The organism is Cupriavidus sp. GW823-FHT07B10 (assembly GCF_058794355.1).
On record NZ_JBXAGS010000001.1, the window covers coordinates 972,719 to 995,856 of the forward strand.

The following is a 23,138-nucleotide window of genomic DNA, read 5'->3' on the forward strand; positions in this document are numbered from 1 at the left end:
AGAAGTCATGATGTCGTACTGGATTCCGCGTGCCTGCCTGCCGGTCATGCTGGCGCTGGCCGTTGCCGGCTGTGGCAAGGAAGAAGGGCATTCCGTAGCGGCCAGCGATGCCTTGCCGAAGGCCTGCCAGGAAGCCGAGGCCGCGCAGCGCGCCTGCACCGAGAACATGGCGGCCAAGCTCGACAAGTCGGGGCAGGCCGCGGCCGCCCAGACCCTGCGCGACGGGCTGCCCGGCGAGCTGGAATCGATCCGCACGCGCTGGGCCGGCGTCTCCGACAAGGATGGCCTGGCGCAGTCCTGTGCGACGGTGCGCGACAGCTTCCGCGACATGCCGCAATGCAAGGACTGACTGCCGGTGCTTTGCTGAACTGACCAATGGAGAGGCGACAGATGCCGAAGAATTCCGACCGCGCTAGCGCGCGGCAATCCCTGGACCGCCGCACGGCGCTTGGCGCAAGCGTGGCCTTCGCTGCGCTGCTGCTGCCGGCAGCCGCAGCGGCCGGCGTTTGCGATGCGCCGTGGATGCATGACGGCGGCGAGATCCGCATGACCATGCAGGGCGGTGCGCCGGGCACGGCGACCATGTCCGTGTCCGGCGTGCGCAAGTCGGGCAAGGGCCAGTGCAATGCCAATATCAGCGTCGTGTCGAATGTGGCCGCGGCCGGCTCGGGCAACGAGACGCGGCTGGACTACACCATGGCGGTGATCGAAGACCGCCTGTCCATCTCGCGCGGCGGCGCGCCGGGCAAGGTCGAGGGCAAGAGCGCCGCCGGCACGGCATCGGGCATGCTCGACAGCAGCGCGGTCGGGACCCTGGCCTATGGCGGCGTCATTGAAGCGGAAGGACAGCGGCTGCCGGGCGAATCGCAGACGGTGCGCATGGACCTGCAGATGACCGCCGCCGGCCAGAGCGCCGGCCAGGCCAGGATCCCGTCCGCCAAGGTCACCATCGGCGGCAAGGTCGTCGGCAAGCGCGCGACCATCCCCACCCGCCTCGGCCAGAAATCCTGCTGGCCGGTCCGCTACGAGCGCAGCACGACCATGGCGCCGGTCACGGTGGCGGGCCACACCGTGTCGGTGCCGCCGGCGAGCGCCAGCGTTACGGACTGGTACTGCCCCGACATGGGCCTGGTCATGAAGCAGGAGGTCGTGCAGAACGGCCAGACCGGGACCATCGAGGTGGTCTCGGTCAAATAGCCCGGACATCGTCCGGATCGTCCCCCAGGCTTCTCCACGAAGGCGATGGCAGCCCGGCCGACGCGGCAAGGTGTGCGCTAAAGTTCTCCGCGCTGCTGCCGTTGGTTTATGGATCGATAACAAGCGGAGCGCCGGCACCCGCCGCGCGGCTGCACAAGACGATTCAGGGGACGCATGACGCATGAGTCGGGTTTGCGCCTGGAGCTTGCCGAGCCAGGCGAGCAGGTGCATGCGCGCTACACGCCGCAGCCAGGCAGGCTGCCGCCGGACCAGGCCAGCCTGCGCCAATGCCTGGACAGCCTGGGCTGGGCCGGGGCGCGGCTGGATGCGCGCGCGGTGGCGCAGTTCCTGGCGCAATGCCAGCGCGCCGAGCATGAGATCGATGCCACCATCGGTGCGCTGATCGACGGCGCGTTCGAGCTCGACATCACCGCCGACGGCCTGGCCGTGCGGCTGACGCTGCTGCCAGCCGAAGGCGGCCGTCCGGTCGGCGCGGAGGACATCCGCTGCGCCGCGGCGGCGCGCGGCGTGGTGGCGCCGATCCAGACCCTGGCACTGGACGCCGCGCTGGCCGAAGGCCGTTGCGAGCTGCGCACCATTGCCGCCGGCGTCGCGCCGCGCCAGGGTGAGCCGGCGCGCTTCATCAACCTGCTCGAACCGCGCAAGCCGGCGCAGCCTGACGACGAGGCCGGCAAGGTCGACCTGCGCGACCTGGGCAACCTGCTGCTGGTCAGCCCCGGCACGCCGCTGATGCGGCGCGTTCCGGCGGTGCGCGGCAATGACGGCGTCGACGTATTTGGCAAGCCCGTCGCCGCCGATCCGGTCGATGACCCGCCCTTTGCCGAAGGCCTGACCGGCGCTGCCGCCGATGCCGACGATGCGGAGCTGCTGCGCGCGGTGATCGCAGGATCGCCGGTGGTGGGCGTGCACGGCATCTCGGTCAGCCCCGTGGTGCAGGTGGAATCGGTCGACCTGCACTCAGGCAACGTGGCGTTCGACGGCACGCTGCGCGTGTCGGGCGACATCCGCACCGGCATGTCGGTCAACGTCAGCGGCGACGTGGTGGTCGAGGGCACCATCGAAGCCGCCAATGTCGAGGCCGGCGGCAATGTCATCGTCAAGGGCGGCATCATCGGCAAGGCCGACACCGGCCGCACCGAAGGCGGCATCAGCCGCGCCAGCGTGCGCTGCAAGGGCGCGGTGAAGGCGCGCTTTATCGAAAACGCCGTGGTCGAGGCCGGCACCGAGGTCAACGTCGAAAGCGGCATCCGGCAGAGCGATGTTGCTGCCGGCGAGCGCATCGTGGTGGGCGGCACCGGCGCGCAGGGCAGCATCAGCGGCGGCCGCAGCCGTGCCTTGCTGGCGGTGCGCGCCGCGGTGCTGGGCGCACCGGCCGGCACCGCCACCAGCATCCAGGTCGGCCTGAATCCATTTGCCGACGCACAGCGCGCCGCGCTGGAAGCCGAGCGCCGCGGCATGCTGGCAGAGCAGAACAAGGTCAAACAGCTGGTGGATTTCTTTGCCAAGCATCCCGAGAAGGCCGTTGGCGACCTGCGCGAGAAGGCGCGCGCGACACTGTTCAAGCTGTCGCGTGACCTGTTCGAGCTGGAGGCACGCTTGACCGAACTGGGGCAGCAGATGCAGCCGGCCGCCGAGGCCGTGATCGACGCCGCGCGCCGCATCCATGGCGGCGTCACGCTGCAGGTAGGCAGCCGCGTGCTCAAAGTGATGGAAGACAAGCCTGGCGGCCAGATCCGCCTGGTCGACGACCGCATCGCCGTCAACTGAACGCGCGCTGTTATCCGCGGGGATTTGTACTATGCTGCAGTTATGTCCTGGGGTGCCGCAGGATGGGCGAGAGAGCTAGAGTCGGGCAGTGAATGAAGAAGCGGATCAGCACTCTGCGGAAGCGTTACACGGAACCAACTCACGTGGCACTGGAATAACCGGAAGGCCAGCCAGCAAGGCTGGCCTTTCTGCTTTCCGTGACAGCTGCCAGGCGAACTACACTGAAGGTGCAACCATTACCCAAAGGAGGTTGCTATGGCCGCGACCTTGATTACCGCGCTGGTCCTGATCGCCCTCATTGCGTGCGCCGCATTTGCCATCTGGATGTTGCGGGAAAAGAACCCGACGCTGCTGCAGCAGCAGGAGCAGTCAGTGCGCACATGGTTTGATCACATGATCCATCGCCACTGACGCCTGGCGATTGGCTTTCGTGCAGCCCGCCGCAACGGCGGGCTTTTTCATGGGCTGGGGTTTATGCCGCCCGCAAACGCAGTTCATGCAAGCCGCTGCGCTCCACCCGGGTGCCGAGTGCCCTTCCCTCGTCTTCAAACATGGCCTGCAGCCACGCCATATCCACTTCGCGCGCGTAGGCCAGACGGAAATGGCTGCGCCGCAACGGCACCAGCCGCAGGTCGGCGCTGCCGCCGGCATCGAAGCTGACAAAGGCCATCAGCGCCAGGTCCGGCCGGTATTCGTCGTAGCCACCGATGCCTTCGTAGTCGTTGATGAAATCGCCGCAGCCGTACAGGATCGGCTTGCCGGCATGCAGCTCAATCCCGAGCGGATGATGCGAGGAATGCCCGTGCACGATGTCGATTTCGCCGCCCTCTGCCAGCGCGCGGGCGAAGGAGCGTTGCGCGGGGTCGATGTGGTAGCCCCAGTTCGGGCCCCAGTGGATCGATACCACCACGATGTCGCCGGCACGCCTGAACTTGCGCACCTGCGCGGCAATGCGTTCGCGCGATGCCACCGACCAGTCTTCCAGCAGGTTCACGCCGGAATGTCCGGCGCTGGCGCGCCAGGCCGCGGGGGTGCCGGCATTTTCCATGGCGAGGGCCAGCACCAGCACGCGGCCGCCGCCGGGCCGCGGCAGCAGTGCGGCGTGCGCCGCGCTTGCCTCGTCGGGGCCGGCGCCGGCATGGGCGATATGCGCGCCGTCCAGCGCTGCCAGCGTATCCGTCAGGCCCGCGCGTCCCCAGTCCATCACATGGTTGTTGGCCAGCACCGCGCAGTCGATGCCGGCGGCCTGCAGGCAGGCGACATTGCCCGGATGCATGCGATAGTGCACCGCCTTGCCGGGCCAGACATCGTCGCTGGTGGTGATGGCGGTTTCCAGGTTGACGATGCGCGGCCGCGCAGCGCGGCTTTCCAGTTCCGCCAGGGCATCGCCCCAGGGGTATTCCGGCGCGGCGGGGCGTGCGATCGGGCCGGCCTTATGCTCGGCCAGGCGCACGTAGTCGAGCGCTGAATGTACATACGATTCATGCAGCAGCGGCTGGCTCGGATGCGCGAGGATCTGGTCGATGCCGCGCCCGGTCATCACGTCGCCGCACAGGAACAGGGGAGGGTGGCTGGCTGTGTTCATGGTGCGGACGGACGGCGCGAGGGCGCCGTCCCGGCTGTTCATTCATGATAGGCCGGCAGGGTGGCGGGGCGGCATGAACGCGTTGCGGCACTTGCCATGGGGATTGTGCGCGTGGGGCCAGAGCCCCATTTACATTCAAGCGGTGACTGCCTTAAATGATCTAGTCATCGGTCCTCGTGGCCATTTCCCTGCACCCAGACGCCGCGCGCCGTCCGATGTTTCCAACCAGCATCGGGAGGCACACTATGGCCCAGCCATCGCAGGAACACATTGAGGCACTCAAGGCGCAGCTGCGCGGGCGCCTGCTGCAGCCGGACGACAGCGGCTACGACGAAGCGCGCCGCATCTGGAACGCGATGATCGACCGCCGTCCGCCACTGATCGTGCAGGCCGCGGGCGCTGCCGACGTGATCGCCGCGGTCAACTTCGCGCGCGACCATGGCGTGCTGCTGTCGATACGCGGCGGCGGCCACAATATCGGCGGGCTGGCGATCTGCGAGGACGGCATGGTGCTGGACCTGTCGCAGATGAAATCCGTGCGCATCGATCCCCACGCGCAACGCGGCTATGTGGAGCCCGGCGCCACGCTGCGCGATTTCGACCATGAGGCGCAGGCCTTTGGCCTCGCCACGCCACTGGGCATCAACTCCACCACCGGCGTGGCCGGGCTGACGCTCGGCGGCGGCTTCGGCTGGCTCAGCCGCAAGTTCGGTACCACCGTCGACAACCTGGTATCGGCACAGGTCGTGACCGCCGACGGCAAGCTGGTGCGCGCCAGCGCCGACGAGAACGCCGACCTGTTCTGGGCGCTGCGCGGCGGCGGCGGCAACTTCGGCGTGGTGACGATGTTTGAGTTCCGGCTGCACCCGGTCGGCCCCGAGATCTATGGCGGGCTGATCGTCTATCCGCTGGAACAGGCCGCCGCGGTGTTGCCGGCCTACCGTGAACTGTTCAAGTCGATGCCTGACGAGCTGACCGTCTGGGTGGTGCTGCGCCAGGCGCCGCCGCTGCCGTTCCTGCCGCCCGAGACGCACGGCAAGCCGGTCGCGGCACTGGCGATCTGCTATATCGGCCCGCCTGACAAAGGCCCCGAACTGGTCGAGCCGTTGCGCAAGCTCGGCACGCCCTATGGCGAGCATCTCGGCCCGATGCCGCTCACGGCATGGCAGCAGGCCTTCGATCCGTTGCTGACACCGGGCGCTCGCAACTACTGGAAATCGCACAACTTCGCCGGGCTGGACGACGGCCTGATCACGATGCTGATCGAACAGATCGGCAAGCTGCCCTCGCCGCAATGCGAGGTCTTTATCGGCGCCATGGGCGGGCAGACCAACCGCGTCGCGCCCGATGCGACCGCCTATGCCAGCCGCGATGCCAACTTCATCATGAACCTGCACGGGCGCTGGGACGCGCCCGCTGACGACGACAAGTGCATCAGCTGGGCCCGTGAAGTGTTCCGCGCGGCAGCGCCCTTCGCGCTGGGCAGCGTCTATGTGAACTTCCTGACGCAGGAAGAAACCGACCGCATCGGCGCGGCCTACGGGCCCAACTACGACCGGCTGGTCGAGGTGAAGCGGCGCTATGACCCGGGCAACCTGTTCCGCCACAACCACAACATCAATCCGGCGGCGTAACTGGCGTAATCTGCAGGGACAGGCAGGAAGGCGGGGCAGGGCGGGTGGCCTGCCCCGCTTTCACGCGGCTGCAATACCGGCATGCGAGTATCGGCGCGACCGCGTTGTATCCACAGGGAGAGCAGATCAGATGAGACCGGGCGAAGCAGAGTTGGTGCGGCGCATCCACAACGAGGTGGCCGACTACTACGACGAAGAGATCGAACTGGAACTGGACGACCGCGAAGCCAGCGAGGCCTTCGGCGATCCGGTGCACCTGGACGACGAGGCCGAGCAGGACAGCCGCCGCCACTATTTCCGCGAGCTGTTCCGCCTGCAGGGCGAACTGGTGCGGCTGCAGAGCTGGGTGGCAGCCACCGGACACAAGATCGTCATCATCTTCGAAGGACGCGACGCCGCCGGCAAGGGCGGCGTGATCAAGCGCATCACGCAGCGCCTGAACCCGCGCGTCTGCCGCGTGGCGGCGCTGCCAGCGCCCAACGACCGCGAACGCACCCAGTGGTACTTCCAGCGCTACGTGGCACACTTGCCCGCCGCCGGCGAGATCGTGCTGTTCGACCGCAGCTGGTACAACCGCGCCGGCGTCGAGCGCGTGATGGGCTTCTGCTCCGACGACCAGTACGAGGAGTTCTTCCGCTCAGTGCCCGAGTTCGAAAGGATGCTGGTGCGCTCCGGCATCCGGGTGATCAAGTACTGGTTCTCGATCACGCACGACGAACAGCGCCTGCGCTTCCTCAGCCGCATCCACGATCCGCTCAAGCAGTGGAAGCTGAGCCCGATGGACCTGGAATCGCAGCGCCGCTGGGAGGACTACACCAAGGCCAAGGAAATCATGCTCGAGCGCACGCATATTGCCGAGGCGCCGTGGTGGGTGGTGCAGGCCGACGACAAGAAGCGCGCACGGCTGAACTGCATCCATCACCTGCTGAGCCAGGTGCCCTATGCGGAAGTGGAGGCGCCCAGCGTGGTGCTGCCGGGGCGCGAACGGCATGAGGACTATGTGCGGCAACCGGTGCCGAAGGAGATGATCGTTCCGGATGTGTATTGAGGGAACAGCCCTAGGGTTTGCACGGGTGCGCCATCGTCCCCCTGGGGTAGGCGGCTACCTATAATGAAAACAGCCACCTGTAAATCCAAGGGTGGCCGTTATCGTGGAACTGCTAGTTTTTTGGGCGGCCATGGTTGCTGCCTACCTCCTGATGAAGCGTGCCGGCTGCTTCAGCCAGCCGGTGCTTTATCCCGATTTCGACCATCCTTTCCGTTACTGGTGGGCGCATCGGCTGGGGTGCCCGCTGCCACCGCCGACTTTGCCCGATCACAGGCAACAAAAAACCCGGAGAGCGTGATGCTGTCCGGGTTTGCTTGTGTGGGCGATGCCCTGGAATTCTGTGGTGCGAAGAGAGGAATCGGAAAGTTCCTCCAAACCGGCTACCAGCATGGCCTCAATCCAATTCGGCGGGATTCGTACCACCTTGCATACCCCCAAAATTTCCCAGTACCCCGTCAAGGGAGCCGCCGGATCAAGCCGTGAGGCCCAGCGGTAGCGCTGTAGCGTCGGAGATATCCACCTCGGTGCCAACCCGAGCGCGGATACTGTCTCTGGCCTGGGCGACGTGGGGGAAGCCACGACGCAATTCCTGCCACATTTGCGCCACCAGCGCCCGCAGGGTTTGACGGCTGGCAGCTCGCAGCGAATGCACCCAGACCGCCGTGGCCGCATAGGCGGTGGTGTTGCCCTGCTTCTGCAAGTCGATGGCCAGCGCCGTCAGTTGGGTTTCGGCGCTAGGCTTCTTGACCATCAGGGTGAACGGGTCGAGCACCGTTGTCCCCGCCGCCTCTAACCCGTGGCGGACGTGGGTCGCGAAGACGACGAGTTCGGCAATCTCTTCGTCTGTCATCCGGGCCAGCCCGCTGAGGAACGAGTCGAGTTGCGCGGCATGCGCGCGGTCTGTCCGGCGGTCGAAATAGCGAAAAATCGCGGTCATGAATCCCATGCCTCTATCCCCTCTTGGCGTCACATTGCTGCTCATTGTAGGCGGCAGTGGGCAACGTTGGCGAAATGTGGAGACGGCGTGCGCGGTGTCGGAATTATGACTAAGGGTAATAAGGCCGGCACCAGAGTCTTGGTCTTTTTGATATAAAGCCGGCAGTTGGCTCGGGGAGACGGCGATGCAAAGCGCTGAATTGGTGGTGGACTGGCACGCGTTGCTCATTCAATTGCAGCGCGCTGGCCAGAGCACGAGCAAGATTGCCGCAGGCTCAAACGTGAGGCGCAGCACGTTCCTCGGGTGGAAGAACGGCGGCGCCCAGCCGCGCCACCCCGAGGGCGAGCGAATGATCGCCTTCTGGTGCCACATCACTGGGAAGAGTCGGGCGGATCTGCCGATGAGGCGGATGGAGTTTTCGGCCGCGCGGATGAAGAGCGATCGAAATGAAAAGTCCAGACTTGATGGACAATTGTTCGGGCCGCTTCAAAACGTATGGGGGGCGGCCCAACATCAGGTCTGATCGCTTCCTTAGTTCAAAAATGTACGAATCACTCTATTCCAAAATTTCCGCCGCTTGCTGCCATATCAACGTTTTTCTTGGGGATGAGCAGATCAGCGAAGGAACAGGCTTTGCGTTCACGGAAACCGGCCAGGTCGTTACGGCAGTGCATGTGTCGGCAGCTAAGGTGCCTATCAGCACCAAGGAATTCAATGACCCTGAATGGAGGATCTTCTGCAAGTTTCCGGGGCGTGCGATTGTGGAGTACGCGCAAGTCCTGCCGGTTATCGGCATCAGCGTTCAAGGTTTCACCAAGCCGCTCTACATTGACCAGACGGTGCTTGTGCCCAAAAAAGCTGACGGTGCGGCGTATCCCTTCATTCCGATTTCACCAGCGAACGTAACATTGGGCCAAGAAGTCTTCGTGGCAGGGTTTTCCGACGAAGTCGTTCTGCCGTTCGAATTCGATCGATACATGTCCCGATCTGTGCCGGGTGCTGCAGAGTTCTTCGATGCCATGGCGAAGGGCTATGGAGCGGATATGGCAAACCTCATGATTAAACGCTGCGTCGTTGGCAATTTGCGACGGACCGTCGCTTCTGTAGCGGGAGACGATGACTTCACGTGCAGCGTGTTCTATGCCGACAACGGCGTGCATTCTGGGGCCAGTGGTGGGCCGGTGGTCGATTCAAAAGGCATGGCGGTCGGAATGATCACCAAGCGTGCCTTGACCGACGCATCTCAGGCAAGTCACACAGAGAAACTATGGATTCCCTCTGGATCAACTCTTTGTTTGGGATTGGAGCCAGTGAAATGGGCATCGGCAAAGAGTCACGCTGCTAGCTAATCGCCCGCATTTCCTCGCGTGCGCGCGTGTATTTCGCACGCGCACGCGATATGGGGGCTACTCGACCTGCTTCAGTCGCGCGATGGCGGCCATCAGTTCAGCATGCCGGGTGCCGCCGAGTGCCTGCGGCTCTGTCGCGGCCACCTTGGTCTTGCGTTGCTTCGCCGCCTTCTTCATAGCCCGTTGAGCTGCTTCCTCCGGTGTCCAGAAGGGCGGGCGCGGTACCGCCTCGCCGAGGATCAGCCGTTCGAGAGTGCGGCCCATGCACTCTCCTGGCAGCCGTAATTCCTTGATCTTCACAAGGAAGTCCTCGTGCACACACGGCCGAATCTCGCGAAATCCAGCCTCCTTGCGGTCCGCTTCGTACTTGCGCAGCCGAGCCTTGTCCATGGGGTTACTCCTTCTCGGCAGGAAATGGGATGACGTTGGATGGCTGGGCCGGCGGCTCATGAGCGCGGTCGGCGGCGCCACAGCCGTTGCCGATCAGGATCTTCAGCATGGTCCAGTGGCCGTGGTCGAAGGAGCTTGGCAGGGCGCCAACCCGGCGCGCGAAGGCCTCCAGGCTGTCGGTTTCCTCCATCGCACGGCGCGTCGCTGGGTCATTCACGTCGATGATCCGCATCACGAACGGCCTCCTACCGCGGTGGACACGTCAGGCGCGCGATCGGGAGCGGCCTCGCCGGGGGCCCACCAGAACCCTGAGCCCCATTCCTTTTCCTGCCGGCGGCGCATGCGCGACAGGTAGCCCGGGGAGAGCGTCTCCTGCATGTCGTGCACGAAGGCGTGGTCGACCGCCGCGCGCAGGTACCACAGGTTTGCGAATGGGATGTTCTGCCGGCCAAAACGCACGAGCTCAGCGCCGGCATGCGTCTCCTTGCCTTGCATCGCCTGGCCGACATTGCCCAGCGTGACGTTGCCCAGGTCGAACGCGGTGCCGGCCACCGGCCCGAGGAGCCCGGTCCAGTTGGCCTGGCCGCCGCGGCTGTCGCCCCCAAGACCGGTGTACAGCACGTCGCCGAAGATGCCGAGCCCGCCGCCTTGCATGAAGGCCGCACCCCAGAACTTCGGCGTCGTCATGTCGCGAGGGTCCTTGCCGGTAGCCAGATCCTTGAGCTGCATGGCCAGCGCACCGAACAGGGTCAAACCCGTCATGACCGACGCGGAATAGGCAAGCTTGCCACCGGCCGTCTCGATGCTCTGCAGGCGCCGCAGGTGTCGCGAGATCATGGCAAAGGCGAAGGACTTGAACAGGGTGGTCGAGCGTGCCAGTTCGCCGCCCACGGTGCCGGCCTTTGTACCTTGGGTGAGGGTGGCGCGGGTCATCAGATCCGGGCCCAGGACGGCGGTGTGCGCCTCGTTGTCGACGAAACCCAGAAGCTTTGCCGATGCCTGGTTGACTGCCGCCACTGGGTCGGCAATGCCGGCGGCCCGAAGTCGCTCGTCTGGAATGTTGCGCAGCGCCTCTGCCGTGAGCAGGGTTTGGCCGCGGTACTCGGTGGCGTCCGCCATCTGCCAGATGCGCCAATCCTGCTCCGTGACGCCAAAGTCGGCAAATTGCCGGCGGTCAGCGGGTTTGAGCGTCGCCCAGTCCGCCTGCCGCATGCCCTCGAGGCGGGACGCCAGAGTGAGGGAAAAGCCCCGGCGTAGAGCGTTCGTCCAGGCTTCGACCAGCGTCAGGCGCATGGTGGTGTTCGCCAGCTTGGAAGACCATCCCTGCGCCAGGTTGTCGCCGTGCCAGCGCTGCATTTCGCTGGAGATGCTCTCGACGGCCAAACCCATCCGTGCGGCCTCGGCGCGCGTGTCGCCGCCGAATGATCGCAACGTGTTGGTGAGGGTCTGGCCCAATGGCATCCCGTTGTACTTGGCTGCGGTGAGCATCAGCGGCACATCGGTCACGGAGGAGAGCATCACCCCCTGCAGCTTTACCGCTGTGGTGAAGTTGCGGATGCCTTGGCCGAAGTCGGCCAATCGTTGGGATACAGGCTGGGCGGTCGCACCGTTCAGCGTGTCCCAGGCCATGTCCAGCGTGGCACCGAACTCCCGCGCACCGGCTGCATTGTCGGCCTTCTCCGCGGTGTCCTTCAGCAGGCGGTAGGTGGCGCCGGCGTTCGGGCCCATCGATTCCATCAGGCCGATGTTCTTGCCCATCATGGTCACGTGGCCCTGGATCTGCTCGAAGACGCTTCCCCGGCCGAACTCGCTCAGGTATTGCAGGTAGCTGTCCGCGTCCTTGAAATGGATCGAGCGGTGCGCTTCGTCGAACCGGCTCGCCCGGCTGGGGCGTGCAGTCTGCCCAGGCACCAGCTTGTTGCGCCCCTCGGTGGAGATCGTGTCATAGGCGTGGCCGAGGAACGCCACCATCTCGGCATCGGACATGGCGCTAGCGTCTTCGTTGACGTAGCGCTCCCGGTCTACCCGCGGCATCACGTAGTCCACCCATGCATCCTTGCCCGCACGTGCCACATCGCGAACGCTGTGGGCCTGCGGCAGATAGCCGTAGTCCAGCTTGCCGATCATGGCGCCGGCCGAGTTCGCGCGTTGCCGAGTGGCCTCCATCGTTTCGAGATAGGCCTTGGCGCCTTGCTTCGCCGCCTGGCTGCCGCTGTCCTGCCCGTAGACCTCCTGAGCGAAGGCACGTACGGCCGCAGGATCTTCCATCAGGCCAAAGAATCGGGGCTCGGCGGCAGTCACCGTGTCCACCATCCGGCTCCACAATTCGGACTGCACGCCGCGCACATACCCATCCACCTGCCGCATGCGCTCAAAGAGAGCCGCGTGGAAGGGCCGGCGGCGGCCCGCGATGGTCAGCTCGACGCCGCGGGTCGTCAGGCTGTTTGCCTCCCGGGTTTGGGCCAACAGGTTCTGGGCGGATCGCTGTGCCTTCTTCGCTGCGACCTCAGCGTCTTGCTCCATAGCCCGGCGGGCGGCGCTCATCAGGCGCTGCTCAGGCGTCATCTGAGCGAAGCTGTCGTAGTCGGTGCGGGCCATCTCGCGCAAGTTGCCGCGCAGGCGCGCCTCGATTCCGGCGATCTCGGCTTGGGTGAGCTGGCGGCCGATGGCCTCTTCGGTGGCTTTGATGCAGTTCGGGTTCATGCTCCATTCCTCAGGAAACAGGCCGCGGCGGCGTCATATGCCTTTGCGTCCTGCAGGTCGGCTCGGTACTCCGCTTCGATGTCGGCCAGTGCTTCGTCCAGGCGCACGCGGATCGGCTGGCCGTCGGCGTCGTAGCCGGCAATGACGAACGCGTCTGGCTGGTCTGCGAGCGCCTGGCGCACTGCGGCGATCTCCGCGGGGGCGCGCTCAGGGCCGGCTACGGGCGCGGCGCCGGCGCCTGACGGCGGCGTGGCAGCGGTTGCAGTGCTACTTGGCGATTCCTGCAGCGGCGGGATGCCGCCGGCGGGCTCGCCACCCTCTGCCGGGCGCGCGGCGCCCGTCCCGGCCGGCTCTGCAGCAGCCTGTCGGGCTGCGAGCGCCGTCGCACGCGGCGCGCTTGGGGGAGCATTCAGACCGCCGCGAACGCCAATGAGCCCCTCGATCTGCCGATCCAGTGCTTCGAGTTGCTGACGCGCCTGTTCGGCGACGCGGTTTGTCTCGACCTGCTGCTCCAGCGCGGTCACGCGCGATTCGTGCTCGGTCCCCAGCGCGGCTATTTCCTTGCGGGCTGCTGCCAGCGCTTGCCGGTAGCTCAGTCGGTCCTCGCCGCCTTGCAGATCCTTGGCTCGTGCCTTGATGGCCTCATCGCTGATGTCCGGCGCAGCGCGGCGTAGCTGTTCGATCTCGGCACGCAGCGCGCGGATCGCTCCAGGCTCGGCGGCCATACCAGCGGCAGGCAGCAATTCGGCACGCAGCGCTTCGACGTGGGCGATGGCGTCGGCGAGGCCACGAGCCTGGCCCATCTCGCGCAGAGATACGCCGCCCCAGGGATCGAGCCTGCCGACTTCCGCGGGAGCGGTTGCCACTCTGGCGATTTCATCCAGATGGCTGCGCACTGCTGCGATCTCGTCCGCGCCCTTTACGCCCCAACTGGCAATCAGGTCGTCGGGCAGCGAGGCGCGGGCATCCCGGCCGGCCTCGATGCTGGCGGCAGAGCGGGCGGACACCGCGGCCTGGCGCTCGGGAATGGTCCCTGCCAAGTAGCGCTTGACCCGGTCCAGGTATGCCCGGGTTTCCTCGGCTGCCGGGGTCTTGCCCTCCATGACCAGGCGGGCTTGCCGCGGGCCGCCGTTGTAGTCCGCAATGACGGCGTCAAGGTTACCGCCGTACTGCCTCATGGTTGACTGCACGTACCGGCCGGCGGCATCGATCATCTGAGCCGGATCTGTGGGATCGGTGACGCCGAACTTGCGCAGGTTCTCCGGCATGAACTGCATCACCCCGCGCGCGCCGGCGGGGCTGACCTGATTGCTGTTGGACCGCTCCCCGGCGTTCTTCAGGGCATTGAGGATGCCGGACGGCAAACCCAGGCGCTGCTCGACCAGTGCGGCGTAGCCATTCAGTTCCGGGGCGTCGAAGCGCAGCGCGCGGCGTTGAGCAAGGGGGACGCCATGAAGGGCTTCGGACGGCGTGAAGCGCTCAGCCACCTGGGTTTGACGGCCTGCGGGTGGTACGGACGTGCGGAACTCGGCGCCCCCAATGGCCTTGGCCACGTCCACCCGTTCCCCGCGCATGAGCTGGTTGATCGCCGCATCGAGCGCCGCCTGATGCTTGGTCAGAGATTCCGGGCCGGCGGGCGTGCCCGGCGAGGTCTGCTCGGTGTAGTGGTGGATGTTCCTTGCCGCAAGGGAGGCATCCTGATCGACTGCCGCGGACCGACCGGTCACATGGGCCACGCCCCCAAAGGCTGCGCCCATGAAGAGGTCGAGCGTGCGGGCAGTTGGGTCTGCAGGGTTGAAGCGCTTGGCCTGGTCGGCATAGCCCCGCAGCTCCAGCGCCTGCGACGAAACAATATCGCTCCCCGCGCCGACTGCTACGTTGCCCGCGGCGCCCGTCACTACCTTCTTGGCCAGCGTACTGCCAAGCGCCCCCATCTTCAGCCCGAGGGCATTGGCGGCGCCGATGCCGGCCCCGACGCCTACCGCCGTGGTCGGATCCACGCCTTCGCGCGCCAGATCAATCGTTGCGCCCATCTGAGCGGTGGCGATCATGGTTTCGGGGCCGAGCAGCAGCGGCGTCAGTCCTTCCCCGAGTCCGGCGATCACGCGGCCGACGCTGCCGGTCGTGCGGGCGTCGGTGGTCCAGTAGTCCACTGAGCTGTTGATCGGGTCAACCACACTGGTGAAGTACTTGTCGGTGAGGCTGCTGCCGCTGAAGTTGTCTCGGGCGGTCACCTTGTCCAGGGCGATGGGCACCACTGTGCCTGCCATGGCCACCGTCTGCCCTATGCGCGCCGCACCCTTCATGACACCCTTGCCGGTAGCCACCAGGGCGCCGTCGAACGCGCCGCCCTCCGGTGTCTCCGCCGTCAAACCCCGCTGGGAGAGGAGGTTGGCGTTGTCCTCGTCTGTGCCAAAAGTCGCAAGCCAGGTCATCAGCGCACCTTCACGATAAGGGGTTGACCGGTCCGCGGGTTGGCCTGGAACTGCCGCCCGTTCTGTAGGTAGTAGCTGCCCTCGGCGTTTGGCACCGGCACGAGTGGGAGACCGCGAAGGGCACGGCCGGCAAGCCCGCTCTGGTAGGCAAGTAGCTCGATCTGCGCTGCGACACGGTCCGTGAAGTCCGCATCAGGCATGCCATATGGCTTCACCACCTTGGCGCCGGCGTATTCGATGATCCCGCCGGTGGCGAGGCCGAGGGCCTGACTTGCCAAGAAAGTGTTGACCTCTGGGTTTGTGCCATCGTGCTTCACGCCGGATTGGCTGGCCATGCCGGCGTACATGGCCTTGAACGCCAGAAACGCCTCCTGGCGGGCTGTGCTGCCTTGGGGTAGGGCAGTGCCCACCCCGTCGGAAAAATCGGCCTGTAGCTTCGAATCGCTGGGCAGATTGACCGATTTGTCGGCTAGGACCTTTGCCCCGAGCAGCAGCGTGCCCGCCACGTCGGTGCCGGCATCTCCCTGCAAGCCCCGATACCGTGCCATCCCCGCCAAGACCGTGATCGGTTGGTCAGCCGCAAGGGGCGCGAGAGCGTCGCGGTACGACTTTCCGGAGGGCGAAGCCGCGGCGATCATCGACAGCATGGTGAGTTTCCCAGCATCGGGTGCCGCTTGCATGAATGCCTTGAGCGCAGTGGCTTCTTCCGGCCGCCATGGGTTCATGGCTACTTCGGGGCCATACTGCCGGCGCACCGCTGCCACGGTGTCGAAACGCTCGCGGAGCTGCTCGCCGACCTGCTGGGCGCCGCCGGGCTGGAGGACGGCGGAAAGGTCTAGAGGGGCCAGGTCGGTGCCCGTACGCCGCGCGCTGAACAGCAGGGGCTGTTCCCGCATCAGCTTTTTGTTTTCCTCGATAGCTCGGGTGAGACGGTCCATGTTCGCTTGGTCGCGCACCGAGGCACCGTTCTTGGCCATGTCGTCGCGCTTCTGGGCGAGGTACCGCTCCTGCACGTCCAGAGGCGAGCGCAGCAGCTTCTGTACCTCGTTCATCTCGTTCACGCGGCTCTGGTACTCGGCCTCAGCCGGCGTGCCGAGCGTCATCGCGCGCCAGCGCTCTTGATCGGCCAGCGTGGGTGGCTCGCCGCTGGCGGCCTGCTTGTCCATTTCGTCGAGTGCACGATTTGCCTTGGCGTCGCGGCGGTCCTGCGCGCGTGCCTGGCGCTCGTCCAACTGGTAGATCCGGCCTTCAACGGCATTAAGCACCTGCGTGCGCTTGCCCGAGTCCAGCTTGTCGGCATAGAAGCCGTCGGCCGCAGTGAGGTCATGGCGAAGCTGGGTGAGGGATTCCATGTCGCGGGCCGCGCCGAGGCGCCCCATTGCCTGGTTGCCCCAGTTCGCATCGCGCCAGTCCTGGACGGTCTTGGTCGCCTTGTCCAGCGGAATGCCAGCCTCGCGCGCCAGTTGCGCGTAGGCGCTGCCGGCCGTCTCATTGATGGCAGCAACGTCGGCGCCCGGCAGGCCCGCCAGCTTCCCGGCACGATCGAGCAGGGCGCCCGCGTTGGTAGCGAACTCGCGCTGCTGATCCTGCCGGATGGCCGCATCAGCCTGCAGCAGCACGCCGCGCTCGATGCCATTGGCTTGCTCCTGGGCGACGCGGCGGTAGTGGCTATCGGGCAGGGCGCCAATGGTGTCGTTCTGCGACTTGAACAGTGTGTCTTTCACCTCGGCCAGGTACGCGAGGCGGTCGATCTGGCCGGACTGCAGCCGGGCAGTGCTGTCGGCGAGCGCGGTCTTGGCGTTCAGTTCGTGGTCCTGGTACGCCAGCACGGACTTGCTGCGGGCAAGGTCGTCCTCCAACCGCTGCTGCTCGTTCGCCATCTCTGTGCCGATCTGGGCGACAGTGCGGCCGAGATTACCGGCGGCCCGGCTGATCTGTTCCCCGCTGGCGCCGTCAGGGACGTTGATCTGCGGGGCCGGCCTGGCCACGACATTGCCGAAATTTCCGAGGCTGATTTTCATCGGTCAGCTCCCTTTCAGTTGGCCGCGCTTCGCCCAACCGGTATATGCGGCTGCTGCTCCACTCAGGAGGGATGTGCCCGCATTCAGGTAGCCGGCGGTAGCCGCATTCTGCCCAGCAGTCTCAAGCATCCCGGCCTGTGCCGCGCCAGCGTCGTTGGCACGTCGGCCGCTGAGAATGGTCTGGTAGGCATCCTGCTCGGACGTCCTGTAGATCTCGTTGCTGATGCGCAGCGGCGTGCCGGCGCCGATGGAGACGCCGGACGCTGCCAGATTGGCTGTTGCCTCAGCCTGCTGCTGCCGGCCAGCGCGCCGGATTTTCTCGGCCTGCGCGAGTGCTGCATCCTGCTGCTGCGCAGCGTCGCGCCGTGTCAATTCCGCCTGCGTTTCTGCTTGCGCATTTTGCTGCTGGCCTTGAACGATGGCCGCACCAGCACCAAGCACGGAGCCGGCGGCTGCCAGCCCGATACCGATGGTCAGAGGATCGAAACCCATCTATTGCTCCTTTTCAAGGTTGGAAGGTGACTTCGAGACCGATGGCACATCGCCGAAAACCAAGTCGCTCATACAGGCGTGCGGTGTCTTCGGTGGAGATGCCAGTGGAGGCGCCCACGATGAGCGATTTGGCGCCGCGGATTCGGGCCCATGCCTGCATCGCGCAGATGAGGCGGGTGGCAGCAAAGCTTCCCCGGATTTTTGGGTGCAGGAAGAATGAGATTTCCTCCGCAACAAGGTCATCGCTTGACCAGTGGGAAAAGGAAAGGGCGGCAATACCGCCCAGCACTTCGCCTTTGCTTTCCGCGACCAGCAGAAGGCCGTCAGGGCTTTCGACGAGGTGCTGCATCAGGGCAAGCACCTTCGTACGGTTGAAGGACAGGCGGGACCACCGGGGCGACTCGGCATGCAGCATTTCGCCGAGTGCCAGGACTTCTGGAAGGTCTTCGAGGGTTGCGGTGCGAATCATCGTGTCATCCGGGTGTCAGAGCTCGGCGGCAATGCCGCGCCGGCGTGCTGGGCTTCCGCCATGAGAAGTGGGCGTCGGTCCGGTCCAGGGCTCGAACCTGGTCACGGAACCGCGGTAGCGCAGCGGGATGTCACCGAGTGCGCCGTTGCGCTGCTTGCGGACCAGCACCTCCGCAAACCCCTTCAGATCCGGGTTGTTCGGCTCATACATCTCCGGCCGGTGCACGAACATCACCACGTCGGCGTCCTGCTCTATGTCGCCCGAGTCGCGCAGGTCCGAGAGGATCGGCTTGCGGTCGGGGCGGTCTTCGTTCTTGCGACTGAGCTGTGCCAGTGCGATCACAGGGACGTTCAGTTCTTTCGCCAGCGCCTTCAGGCCGCGCGAGTAGGCGCCAATCTGCTGGGTACGCATCTTTTCCTCGCCGCCTGTCATCAGGCCGAGGTAGTCGACGATCAGCACGTCCAGACCATGTTTGCGCTGGTGCGCCTTGGCCTTCATTCGGACTTCCAGCAGCGTCAGGGCCGGCGAATCGTCCACTGCGAAGTTGAGGCCGTCGACGTGCTGCACCGATTGGGTGAACCGCTGCCAGGCAGCCGTATCGCCCGGATCGAGCTGGCCGAGTAGCTTGGCCAGCGATGGCCCGCCGCGGTTCGCGACGGCGCGCGCGACGATCTCCTGGTCTGACATCTCCATCGACAGGAGCAGGACGCTGTGGCTGGAGGCGATATTCAGGCCAATGTCGGTGGTCAGGGCTGTCTTTCCCATCGACGGGCGGCCGGCAACGATCACCAGATTGCCGCGGCGCAGGCCACCGTTCAGAGCCTTGTCCATCGGTTCCAAACCCGTCCGGATTGCCGTTTCCCCGGAGCCGTGCGCTCGGGCGTCCACGGTGTCGCAAAACTCGGCCAGCAGCTCGCGAAGCATCTTCGGCTCTTTGCGCACGCCGATCTGAGCCAGTTTGGCCAGCATGCCCTGTGCGCGATCGAGGATCTCGGGACCCTTCATCGGCCCGGGCGTCTCGACCATTTCCTGCACCTTCCGCGCCACTGCAAGCGTCTCGCGGAGCAGGGCGCGCTCGCGCACGGTCTCGGCATATCGGGCAATGTTCGCGGTGCTGGGAGTGCGGTGAGCCAGTTCGGTCAGATAGCCCAATCCGCCGATGCGCTCGGCCTTGCCATGCGCCTGCAGCATCTCGAACACGGTCACGATGTCGGCTGGCCGGTTGGCCACCACCAGGCGGTAGATCGCTCCGAAAACCTCGCGGTGGTCATCGCGGTAGAAGTGCGCCGGCTCCAGGCCGTTGATGCGGTCCACAGCGTTGTTGTCGAGCAGGAGGCCCCCAAGGACTGCCTGCTCGGCTTCCAGGCTGTACAGCGCCCGCGGCTGCGGGAAATCGTCTGGTGTGGTCATGCTGAAGTGTCCTCGTGGTGATAGCGCCCCTCACGGATCTTCGTGAAGTTCTCGGGCTTGACGATCCAGTCCAGGCTGGCAATGAAGGGTTTGCGCCCCTCCTGGGTCTTGGACCTGCCGGTGAGAAAGTCGGACTCTGCGATGTAGATGAAAAACCGCTGCCAATAGTCGAGGCTCTGGCGTTTGGCTTCTTCGTTCCAACGCGCACGCAGGTTGGCTTGCCGAGTTGGCGTCCAGTCTCGGATGCTTGGGCACATCGGCAGAACCTCGTGGTAGAGCGCCACGATTTCGGAATGAGGACATGCCGGCTTCTGCTGCTGGCTGGCAGTCTTGCTGCCGGCAGGTGACCCGGAAGGGTCGCCAGAGTCTTGCTGTTCCTGTTCCTGTTCCTGTTCCTGTTCCTGTTCCTGATTACCGCATGCCTTCCCGGAAGCCTTTCCGGAAGGCATACCGAAAGCCTCTGTGAAAGCCTTCCCGAAAGCCTCGGAAAGCGCGCAGGTATTGGCTTTCAGGGATTCGAAGGCCTCGCGCTTGAGTGCGCATTCGGGGATTTGCGACCACTCCGAAGCCCAGGACTTCACCACGTTTGGCGACTCAGGTTTGTTGCATTTCAGGGCATTGGGGATCCACACAACTTTGGCCTTCCAGTCGGCTTTCGCCATGCCTTCCCGAAAGACTTCCCGGAAGGCTTCATCGAAGGCTTCCACCGGCCAGTCCAGTTCCTCGGCGAGCGCGGCGCGGCCGGCGCGGAACAAGCCCGGGATGGGGCCAGTGTGCGGACCAGTCAGGAGGAAGACCCACAGCGCCTGGGCGGATGGCTGCAGTGGGGAAAGGGCGCGAAACTTCTCGTCCCCCCACATGCGAACCTCGATCTTTCGGTAGCGAGCGCGCGGCGCTGCTTGCGGTTCGGAAGTGGTCGCCATCATGCCCCTCCCCACCTGACAATGCCTGGAGGATGCCGGTCAAACTCGGCTTCGCGCAGCATGTCCATCACCCACTGCAGGGTGTCCGGCGTGAGATCGTGGAAGTAGGCCCAGCAGTACCCGTCGTTCCAGACGACGGCAGGCCAGATCATGTCCTTGGTGACCCGCCATTCGCCGCGGATTTGCGTACGACGCACCGGCGGCCAGCCAGGGCCGCCGAAGCGGCGAGGGGAGGATTGAGCTTCGGGCGAGCGCTGGCTATGCTGACGCCGGCTGACACCGGTCGAGATCGCGTTCATGGCCGACCTCACTGGGCGGCGCGGTAGTTCACCGGATCGGCGAGCCAGGCATGCACTTCCGCATTGCGATAGACAGTGCAGCGGTCGCCCATTTTGATTGGCTGCGGTGCCTTGCCAGCCTGCACGAGCTTTCGCCAGGTTTCCCGGGAGAACGGGATGAAAGGAGCGATCTGTCCGAACCGCGAGACCCCGTCCTTGGGAAGGATGGTGGGGGTTTGGCTCTGGTCTTTCTTCTTTGCCATCTTGCTTCCTCACTTGCCGTAGTTTGTTGGCGGTGGAAGCATTCTTGGCTGTTGGCAGGGAACTTAATACGGGCGACTAGAGTTCGTCAGGTAGCTTGTCGGCCTCGCTTGGGTATCCGCGCCTTGTACTGGCCCGATGCGATCTTGAGCATCCGGCGCACATGCTCGGCGTTGTCGAACACGAGTTTTGGCAATGCGATGCCGTCTTCCTGCTGCTTTTGTCGCCACTTACGAACCGTTTTCTGAGTGACGCCATAGGCCTTTGCGACGGTCGCTACCGGTGTGGGATCGTCGATGCGCCCGTCTTGCGCCCACTCGATATACCGTAGGCCATCCTGTTGCAGGTACTTGGCGATCGGAGGCTCTGCGCCGCCCGCCGCGATGACAGAGAAGAGATCGGGCTTGATCCCGGCGCAAAGGTCCTCGAAGGCAAAGCGGAGCTCGACCAGCATTTCTTCCGGCATGGGCTCGCCTGACTTGAGCGCGCGCGCAAAGGCTTGCTGCATCGTACGGACAATGTCACGGGAGAAGGCGCCGGTCTCCAGGCGCTTCTCCTTCGCCCTGAGATATTGGGCGTAAGGTGATTCGCCATTGCTCTCGGCGGTGTCGGCTCGCGGCTTCTGGTCACTGGTCTCACTCATGGTCCTTCCTTGTGGAAGCCGGCAATCCGCCGGCATTCCTCGTTGCTTGGCTACCTAGTTGCGCGCGTGTAACCGCCAGCGTCGCCACGATTCGGCGTCGGCCGTGCACAGGTAGCCGCGCTCGGCGGCGAAGCCGGCGCCGGAGACGATCCGGCCCAGGCCGTAGTTGTCGACCTCCTCGGCGCGTGCCAATGCTTCAGCAAGGCTCAGGTACAAAGGCTTGCCATTGGCGTCCTCGAATTCGATTGTGGCTGGCCTGCTGGCATCGAAGGAGATGTTGTCGCCGAGCCATCGGAGGGTAGACGCCGATGGTCTCACTGCTTCGTTTGTCTGTTCCATGTCGTTTCCTAGTAGTGGTCATCGTTGGCTGCGCTGCGCTGGGCGAATCGCTGGAGTTGCCACCCACGAATCTGCAGCAGTGCTCGCGCCCATTCTGTCGGGGTGAGTTCCCGCCAGCGTTGCTCAGGGTGTGGCCATAGTCTCCGAACTCGAAAATGATCGATGTCCGACCAGTTCGGATTCGCTGGGTTTGGTAGGTCGGAAGGGGTGTAGAGGGCGACGTATGCGGGCACATCGGCGAGCCGTGCCAGGCCCTGGAGCACACCCGCCGGCTTGTCCTGGCCGATATCTCGGGCAACTTCCACCAGCACCAGCGGCACTTTCCCGCGACCCTCATACTCGGTGAACACGACAGAGTCCAGGTCCACCATCGTCAGCGCTTCTGCCTCGTTCGGCGCGATGAAACGTTGGATAGACGGCGCGCGATGCCAGGCCCCATAGGACCTATCGCGAGTGTGAAATTGCTCGAGCCTCATGGTCAGCTCCAAGAGAAAGGCGCGCCCGCCAACGGGAGAGCACGAATCGCGGGTTATGTTGTGTGTTTCAAGAGCGTGGTCTTCAGATGGACGGGTTGTTGCTCAGGCTTCGATTTCCTGCTTGTCCCTGAGTTGCTTCATAAATTGGCCCATCAAGCAGTAGCAACCGACCAAAGCTTTGAATGCATCTTCGTCTCGAAGATTGCTGTGGCTGTAACCAATCGTCCCGTCGGGATTGAGGTTGATGCTGATCGTTGTCGGCTCTGGTGCCCTCTGGGCACGGTACTCGGCAAGGCTGACAATATTGCGCGTGGCATGCGAGTTCATTGCTTGCTCCCAACAAGGCTTGAGAGTTCACCCGCGAGATCTCGGGCAAGCCAGAGCAGGTTGTCCTGATGTTGATCAGCGAGTCTTTGGAACGACTTGAAGCCTTCGCCCGAGATCGCGACGAGCAGGGAATGCAACTGCATTGAGGCCGACTCGATGCGATCCAGGCGATCGACATCAATCGATACCGCTGGTTGGGCAGGGGCGGTGATTTGAGTGACTTTGGGCATTGCAACCTCCAATTTGGGGTACAAGGCCTGCAGCCTGTTGAGCGCAGTAGTGAGGCGGCGGGCCGGACGGCGGGGTTGGCGAACCGGTACCTACGGAAACCGGCCAGCCCGAAGGCTGCCCCACCCGGCCCGCCATTGGAGAGGCGCGCGCGAGCGCATGCACGGACAAAAAAAAGCCGCAAGAGCGGCAGTCCGCCGTAGGT

26 protein-coding genes are annotated in these 23,138 nt (G+C 65.0%); 8 read left to right on the top strand and 18 right to left on the bottom strand.

Annotation, left to right across the window (positions count from 1 at the left end):
* Window positions 1-7 precede the first annotated feature (7 nt).
* The 4 genes from AC1Q6V_RS04625 to AC1Q6V_RS04640 all read left to right on the top strand — a co-directional run bounded on the left by AC1Q6V_RS04625 (window position 8) and on the right by AC1Q6V_RS04640 (window position 3,396).
* Window positions 8-349 carry a hypothetical protein gene (locus AC1Q6V_RS04625; protein WP_011614831.1) on the top strand — a complete coding sequence of 114 codons (342 nt, stop codon included), beginning with the start codon at window positions 8-10 and terminating at the stop codon, window positions 347-349.
* 41 nt (window positions 350-390) lie between these two features.
* On the top strand, window positions 391-1,197 hold the full coding sequence (locus AC1Q6V_RS04630; protein ID WP_011614832.1) for a hypothetical protein: 807 nt from the start codon (window positions 391-393) through the stop codon (window positions 1,195-1,197).
* Window positions 1,198-1,371: 174 nt separating this feature from the next.
* Complete coding sequence (locus tag AC1Q6V_RS04635) at window positions 1,372-2,985, top strand: flagellar assembly protein A (RefSeq protein ID WP_010809187.1); 1,614 nt, start codon at window positions 1,372-1,374, stop codon at window positions 2,983-2,985.
* A gap of 255 nt (window positions 2,986-3,240) precedes the next feature.
* Window positions 3,241-3,396, top strand: coding sequence for a hypothetical protein (locus AC1Q6V_RS04640; protein WP_454750995.1), 156 nt, complete (start codon window positions 3,241-3,243; stop codon window positions 3,394-3,396).
* Window positions 3,397-3,457: 61 nt separating this feature from the next.
* Here the strand turns inward: AC1Q6V_RS04640 and AC1Q6V_RS04645 are convergent, their stop codons facing one another.
* A complete protein-coding gene (locus AC1Q6V_RS04645; RefSeq protein ID WP_454750994.1) occupies window positions 3,458-4,570 on the bottom strand; it encodes a CapA family protein in 1,113 nt (370 codons plus the stop codon).
* 245 nt (window positions 4,571-4,815) lie between these two features.
* Here AC1Q6V_RS04645 and AC1Q6V_RS04650 point away from each other — a divergent pair, with 245 nt between their 5' ends.
* Together AC1Q6V_RS04650 and ppk2 are read left to right on the top strand one after the other, a co-directional pair.
* Window positions 4,816-6,204, top strand: a complete 1,389-nt coding sequence (locus AC1Q6V_RS04650) for an FAD-binding oxidoreductase (RefSeq protein WP_010809184.1) — start codon at window positions 4,816-4,818, stop codon at window positions 6,202-6,204.
* Between the two features lie 130 nt (window positions 6,205-6,334).
* On the top strand, window positions 6,335-7,252 hold the full coding sequence (gene ppk2 / locus AC1Q6V_RS04655) for a polyphosphate kinase 2 (RefSeq protein WP_439671441.1): 918 nt from the start codon (window positions 6,335-6,337) through the stop codon (window positions 7,250-7,252).
* Between the two features lie 472 nt (window positions 7,253-7,724).
* Here the strand turns inward: ppk2 and AC1Q6V_RS04660 are convergent, their stop codons facing one another.
* Window positions 7,725-8,198 carry a hypothetical protein gene (locus AC1Q6V_RS04660; RefSeq protein WP_454750993.1) on the bottom strand — a complete coding sequence of 158 codons (474 nt, stop codon included), beginning with the start codon at window positions 8,196-8,198 and terminating at the stop codon, window positions 7,725-7,727.
* Between the two features lie 175 nt (window positions 8,199-8,373).
* Here AC1Q6V_RS04660 and AC1Q6V_RS04665 point away from each other — a divergent pair, with 175 nt between their 5' ends.
* Window positions 8,374-8,712 (top strand): hypothetical protein, encoded by a 339-nt coding sequence (locus AC1Q6V_RS04665; protein WP_454750992.1) that lies wholly within the window; start codon window positions 8,374-8,376, stop codon window positions 8,710-8,712.
* Window positions 8,713-8,731: 19 nt separating this feature from the next.
* Window positions 8,732-9,538: a S1 family peptidase gene (locus tag AC1Q6V_RS04670; RefSeq protein ID WP_454750991.1), complete on the top strand. Its 807-nt coding sequence runs from the start codon at window positions 8,732-8,734 to the stop codon at window positions 9,536-9,538.
* A gap of 57 nt (window positions 9,539-9,595) precedes the next feature.
* Here the strand turns inward: AC1Q6V_RS04670 and AC1Q6V_RS04675 are convergent, their stop codons facing one another.
* The 16 genes from AC1Q6V_RS04675 to AC1Q6V_RS04750 all read right to left on the bottom strand — a co-directional run bounded on the left by AC1Q6V_RS04675 (window position 9,596) and on the right by AC1Q6V_RS04750 (window position 22,935).
* The gene (locus tag AC1Q6V_RS04675; RefSeq protein ID WP_454750990.1) at window positions 9,596-9,928 is read right to left on the bottom strand and encodes a hypothetical protein; all 333 of its coding nucleotides are present in this window, start codon (window positions 9,926-9,928) and stop codon (window positions 9,596-9,598) included.
* Window positions 9,929-9,932: 4 nt separating this feature from the next.
* A complete protein-coding gene (locus tag AC1Q6V_RS04680) occupies window positions 9,933-10,160 on the bottom strand; it encodes a hypothetical protein (protein WP_492316432.1) in 228 nt (75 codons plus the stop codon).
* Entirely contained in the window at window positions 10,160-12,631 is a 2,472-nt protein-coding gene (locus AC1Q6V_RS04685) for a hypothetical protein (RefSeq protein ID WP_454750988.1), read from the bottom strand. The genes AC1Q6V_RS04680 and AC1Q6V_RS04685 overlap by 1 nt, the downstream gene beginning before the upstream one ends.
* On the bottom strand, window positions 12,628-15,066 hold the full coding sequence (locus AC1Q6V_RS04690) for a lytic transglycosylase domain-containing protein (protein ID WP_454750987.1): 2,439 nt from the start codon (window positions 15,064-15,066) through the stop codon (window positions 12,628-12,630). The genes AC1Q6V_RS04685 and AC1Q6V_RS04690 overlap by 4 nt, the downstream gene beginning before the upstream one ends.
* On the bottom strand, window positions 15,066-17,087 hold the full coding sequence (locus tag AC1Q6V_RS04695; RefSeq protein ID WP_454750986.1) for a hypothetical protein: 2,022 nt from the start codon (window positions 17,085-17,087) through the stop codon (window positions 15,066-15,068). Before AC1Q6V_RS04695 ends, AC1Q6V_RS04690 begins: the two co-directional genes overlap by 1 nt.
* 3 nt (window positions 17,088-17,090) lie before the next feature.
* Window positions 17,091-17,579, bottom strand: coding sequence for a hypothetical protein (locus AC1Q6V_RS04700; protein WP_454750985.1), 489 nt, complete (start codon window positions 17,577-17,579; stop codon window positions 17,091-17,093).
* 13 nt (window positions 17,580-17,592) lie between these two features.
* A complete protein-coding gene (locus tag AC1Q6V_RS04705; RefSeq protein WP_439671450.1) occupies window positions 17,593-18,048 on the bottom strand; it encodes a GNAT family N-acetyltransferase in 456 nt (151 codons plus the stop codon).
* 15 nt (window positions 18,049-18,063) lie between these two features.
* A complete protein-coding gene (gene dnaB, locus AC1Q6V_RS04710; RefSeq protein WP_454750984.1) occupies window positions 18,064-19,458 on the bottom strand; it encodes a replicative DNA helicase in 1,395 nt (464 codons plus the stop codon).
* On the bottom strand, window positions 19,455-20,384 hold the full coding sequence (locus AC1Q6V_RS04715; protein WP_454750983.1) for a hypothetical protein: 930 nt from the start codon (window positions 20,382-20,384) through the stop codon (window positions 19,455-19,457). Before AC1Q6V_RS04715 ends, dnaB begins: the two co-directional genes overlap by 4 nt.
* Window positions 20,381-20,680: a hypothetical protein gene (locus AC1Q6V_RS04720; RefSeq protein WP_454750982.1), complete on the bottom strand. Its 300-nt coding sequence runs from the start codon at window positions 20,678-20,680 to the stop codon at window positions 20,381-20,383. The genes AC1Q6V_RS04715 and AC1Q6V_RS04720 overlap by 4 nt, the downstream gene beginning before the upstream one ends.
* An 8-nt stretch (window positions 20,681-20,688) precedes the next feature.
* Window positions 20,689-20,922, bottom strand: coding sequence for a helix-turn-helix transcriptional regulator (locus AC1Q6V_RS04725; RefSeq protein WP_062797548.1), 234 nt, complete (start codon window positions 20,920-20,922; stop codon window positions 20,689-20,691).
* Between the two features lie 86 nt (window positions 20,923-21,008).
* Window positions 21,009-21,563, bottom strand: coding sequence for a hypothetical protein (locus tag AC1Q6V_RS04730; protein ID WP_454750981.1), 555 nt, complete (start codon window positions 21,561-21,563; stop codon window positions 21,009-21,011).
* A 54-nt stretch (window positions 21,564-21,617) separates the two neighbouring features.
* Window positions 21,618-21,902 (bottom strand): hypothetical protein, encoded by a 285-nt coding sequence (locus AC1Q6V_RS04735; protein WP_454750980.1) that lies wholly within the window; start codon window positions 21,900-21,902, stop codon window positions 21,618-21,620.
* 8 nt (window positions 21,903-21,910) lie between these two features.
* Entirely contained in the window at window positions 21,911-22,378 is a 468-nt protein-coding gene (locus AC1Q6V_RS04740; protein ID WP_454750979.1) for a hypothetical protein, read from the bottom strand.
* A gap of 102 nt (window positions 22,379-22,480) precedes the next feature.
* The gene (locus AC1Q6V_RS04745; protein WP_454750978.1) at window positions 22,481-22,705 is read right to left on the bottom strand and encodes a hypothetical protein; all 225 of its coding nucleotides are present in this window, start codon (window positions 22,703-22,705) and stop codon (window positions 22,481-22,483) included.
* On the bottom strand, window positions 22,702-22,935 hold the full coding sequence (locus AC1Q6V_RS04750) for a hypothetical protein (protein WP_454750977.1): 234 nt from the start codon (window positions 22,933-22,935) through the stop codon (window positions 22,702-22,704). The genes AC1Q6V_RS04745 and AC1Q6V_RS04750 overlap by 4 nt, the downstream gene beginning before the upstream one ends.
* Between the last annotated feature and the right edge of the window lie 203 nt (window positions 22,936-23,138).

Coding starts and splice junctions, on each gene's coding strand:
- AC1Q6V_RS04735 (WP_454750980.1), bottom strand. CDS start 21,902: ATGGAACAGACAAACGAAGCAGTGAGACCATCGGCGTCTACCCTCCGA.
- AC1Q6V_RS04630 (WP_011614832.1), top strand. CDS start 391: ATGCCGAAGAATTCCGACCGCGCTAGCGCGCGGCAATCCCTGGACCGC.
- AC1Q6V_RS04725 (WP_062797548.1), bottom strand. CDS start 20,922: ATGGCAAAGAAGAAAGACCAGAGCCAAACCCCCACCATCCTTCCCAAG.
- AC1Q6V_RS04660 (WP_454750993.1), bottom strand. CDS start 8,198: ATGGGATTCATGACCGCGATTTTTCGCTATTTCGACCGCCGGACAGAC.
- AC1Q6V_RS04690 (WP_454750987.1), bottom strand. CDS start 15,066: ATGACCTGGCTTGCGACTTTTGGCACAGACGAGGACAACGCCAACCTC.
- AC1Q6V_RS04720 (WP_454750982.1), bottom strand. CDS start 20,680: ATGAACGCGATCTCGACCGGTGTCAGCCGGCGTCAGCATAGCCAGCGC.
- dnaB (WP_454750984.1), bottom strand. CDS start 19,458: ATGACCACACCAGACGATTTCCCGCAGCCGCGGGCGCTGTACAGCCTG.
- AC1Q6V_RS04625 (WP_011614831.1), top strand. CDS start 8: ATGATGTCGTACTGGATTCCGCGTGCCTGCCTGCCGGTCATGCTGGCG.
- AC1Q6V_RS04670 (WP_454750991.1), top strand. CDS start 8,732: ATGTACGAATCACTCTATTCCAAAATTTCCGCCGCTTGCTGCCATATC.
- AC1Q6V_RS04745 (WP_454750978.1), bottom strand. CDS start 22,705: ATGAACTCGCATGCCACGCGCAATATTGTCAGCCTTGCCGAGTACCGT.
- AC1Q6V_RS04740 (WP_454750979.1), bottom strand. CDS start 22,378: ATGAGGCTCGAGCAATTTCACACTCGCGATAGGTCCTATGGGGCCTGG.
- AC1Q6V_RS04750 (WP_454750977.1), bottom strand. CDS start 22,935: ATGCCCAAAGTCACTCAAATCACCGCCCCTGCCCAACCAGCGGTATCG.
- AC1Q6V_RS04675 (WP_454750990.1), bottom strand. CDS start 9,928: ATGGACAAGGCTCGGCTGCGCAAGTACGAAGCGGACCGCAAGGAGGCT.
- AC1Q6V_RS04705 (WP_439671450.1), bottom strand. CDS start 18,048: ATGATTCGCACCGCAACCCTCGAAGACCTTCCAGAAGTCCTGGCACTC.
- AC1Q6V_RS04700 (WP_454750985.1), bottom strand. CDS start 17,579: ATGGGTTTCGATCCTCTGACCATCGGTATCGGGCTGGCAGCCGCCGGC.
- AC1Q6V_RS04650 (WP_010809184.1), top strand. CDS start 4,816: ATGGCCCAGCCATCGCAGGAACACATTGAGGCACTCAAGGCGCAGCTG.
- ppk2 (WP_439671441.1), top strand. CDS start 6,335: ATGAGACCGGGCGAAGCAGAGTTGGTGCGGCGCATCCACAACGAGGTG.
- AC1Q6V_RS04680 (WP_492316432.1), bottom strand. CDS start 10,160: ATGCGGATCATCGACGTGAATGACCCAGCGACGCGCCGTGCGATGGAG.
- AC1Q6V_RS04695 (WP_454750986.1), bottom strand. CDS start 17,087: ATGAAAATCAGCCTCGGAAATTTCGGCAATGTCGTGGCCAGGCCGGCC.
- AC1Q6V_RS04645 (WP_454750994.1), bottom strand. CDS start 4,570: ATGAACACAGCCAGCCACCCTCCCCTGTTCCTGTGCGGCGACGTGATG.
- AC1Q6V_RS04635 (WP_010809187.1), top strand. CDS start 1,372: ATGACGCATGAGTCGGGTTTGCGCCTGGAGCTTGCCGAGCCAGGCGAG.
- AC1Q6V_RS04685 (WP_454750988.1), bottom strand. CDS start 12,631: ATGAACCCGAACTGCATCAAAGCCACCGAAGAGGCCATCGGCCGCCAG.
- AC1Q6V_RS04715 (WP_454750983.1), bottom strand. CDS start 20,384: ATGATGGCGACCACTTCCGAACCGCAAGCAGCGCCGCGCGCTCGCTAC.
- AC1Q6V_RS04665 (WP_454750992.1), top strand. CDS start 8,374: ATGCAAAGCGCTGAATTGGTGGTGGACTGGCACGCGTTGCTCATTCAA.
- AC1Q6V_RS04730 (WP_454750981.1), bottom strand. CDS start 21,563: ATGAGTGAGACCAGTGACCAGAAGCCGCGAGCCGACACCGCCGAGAGC.
- AC1Q6V_RS04640 (WP_454750995.1), top strand. CDS start 3,241: ATGGCCGCGACCTTGATTACCGCGCTGGTCCTGATCGCCCTCATTGCG.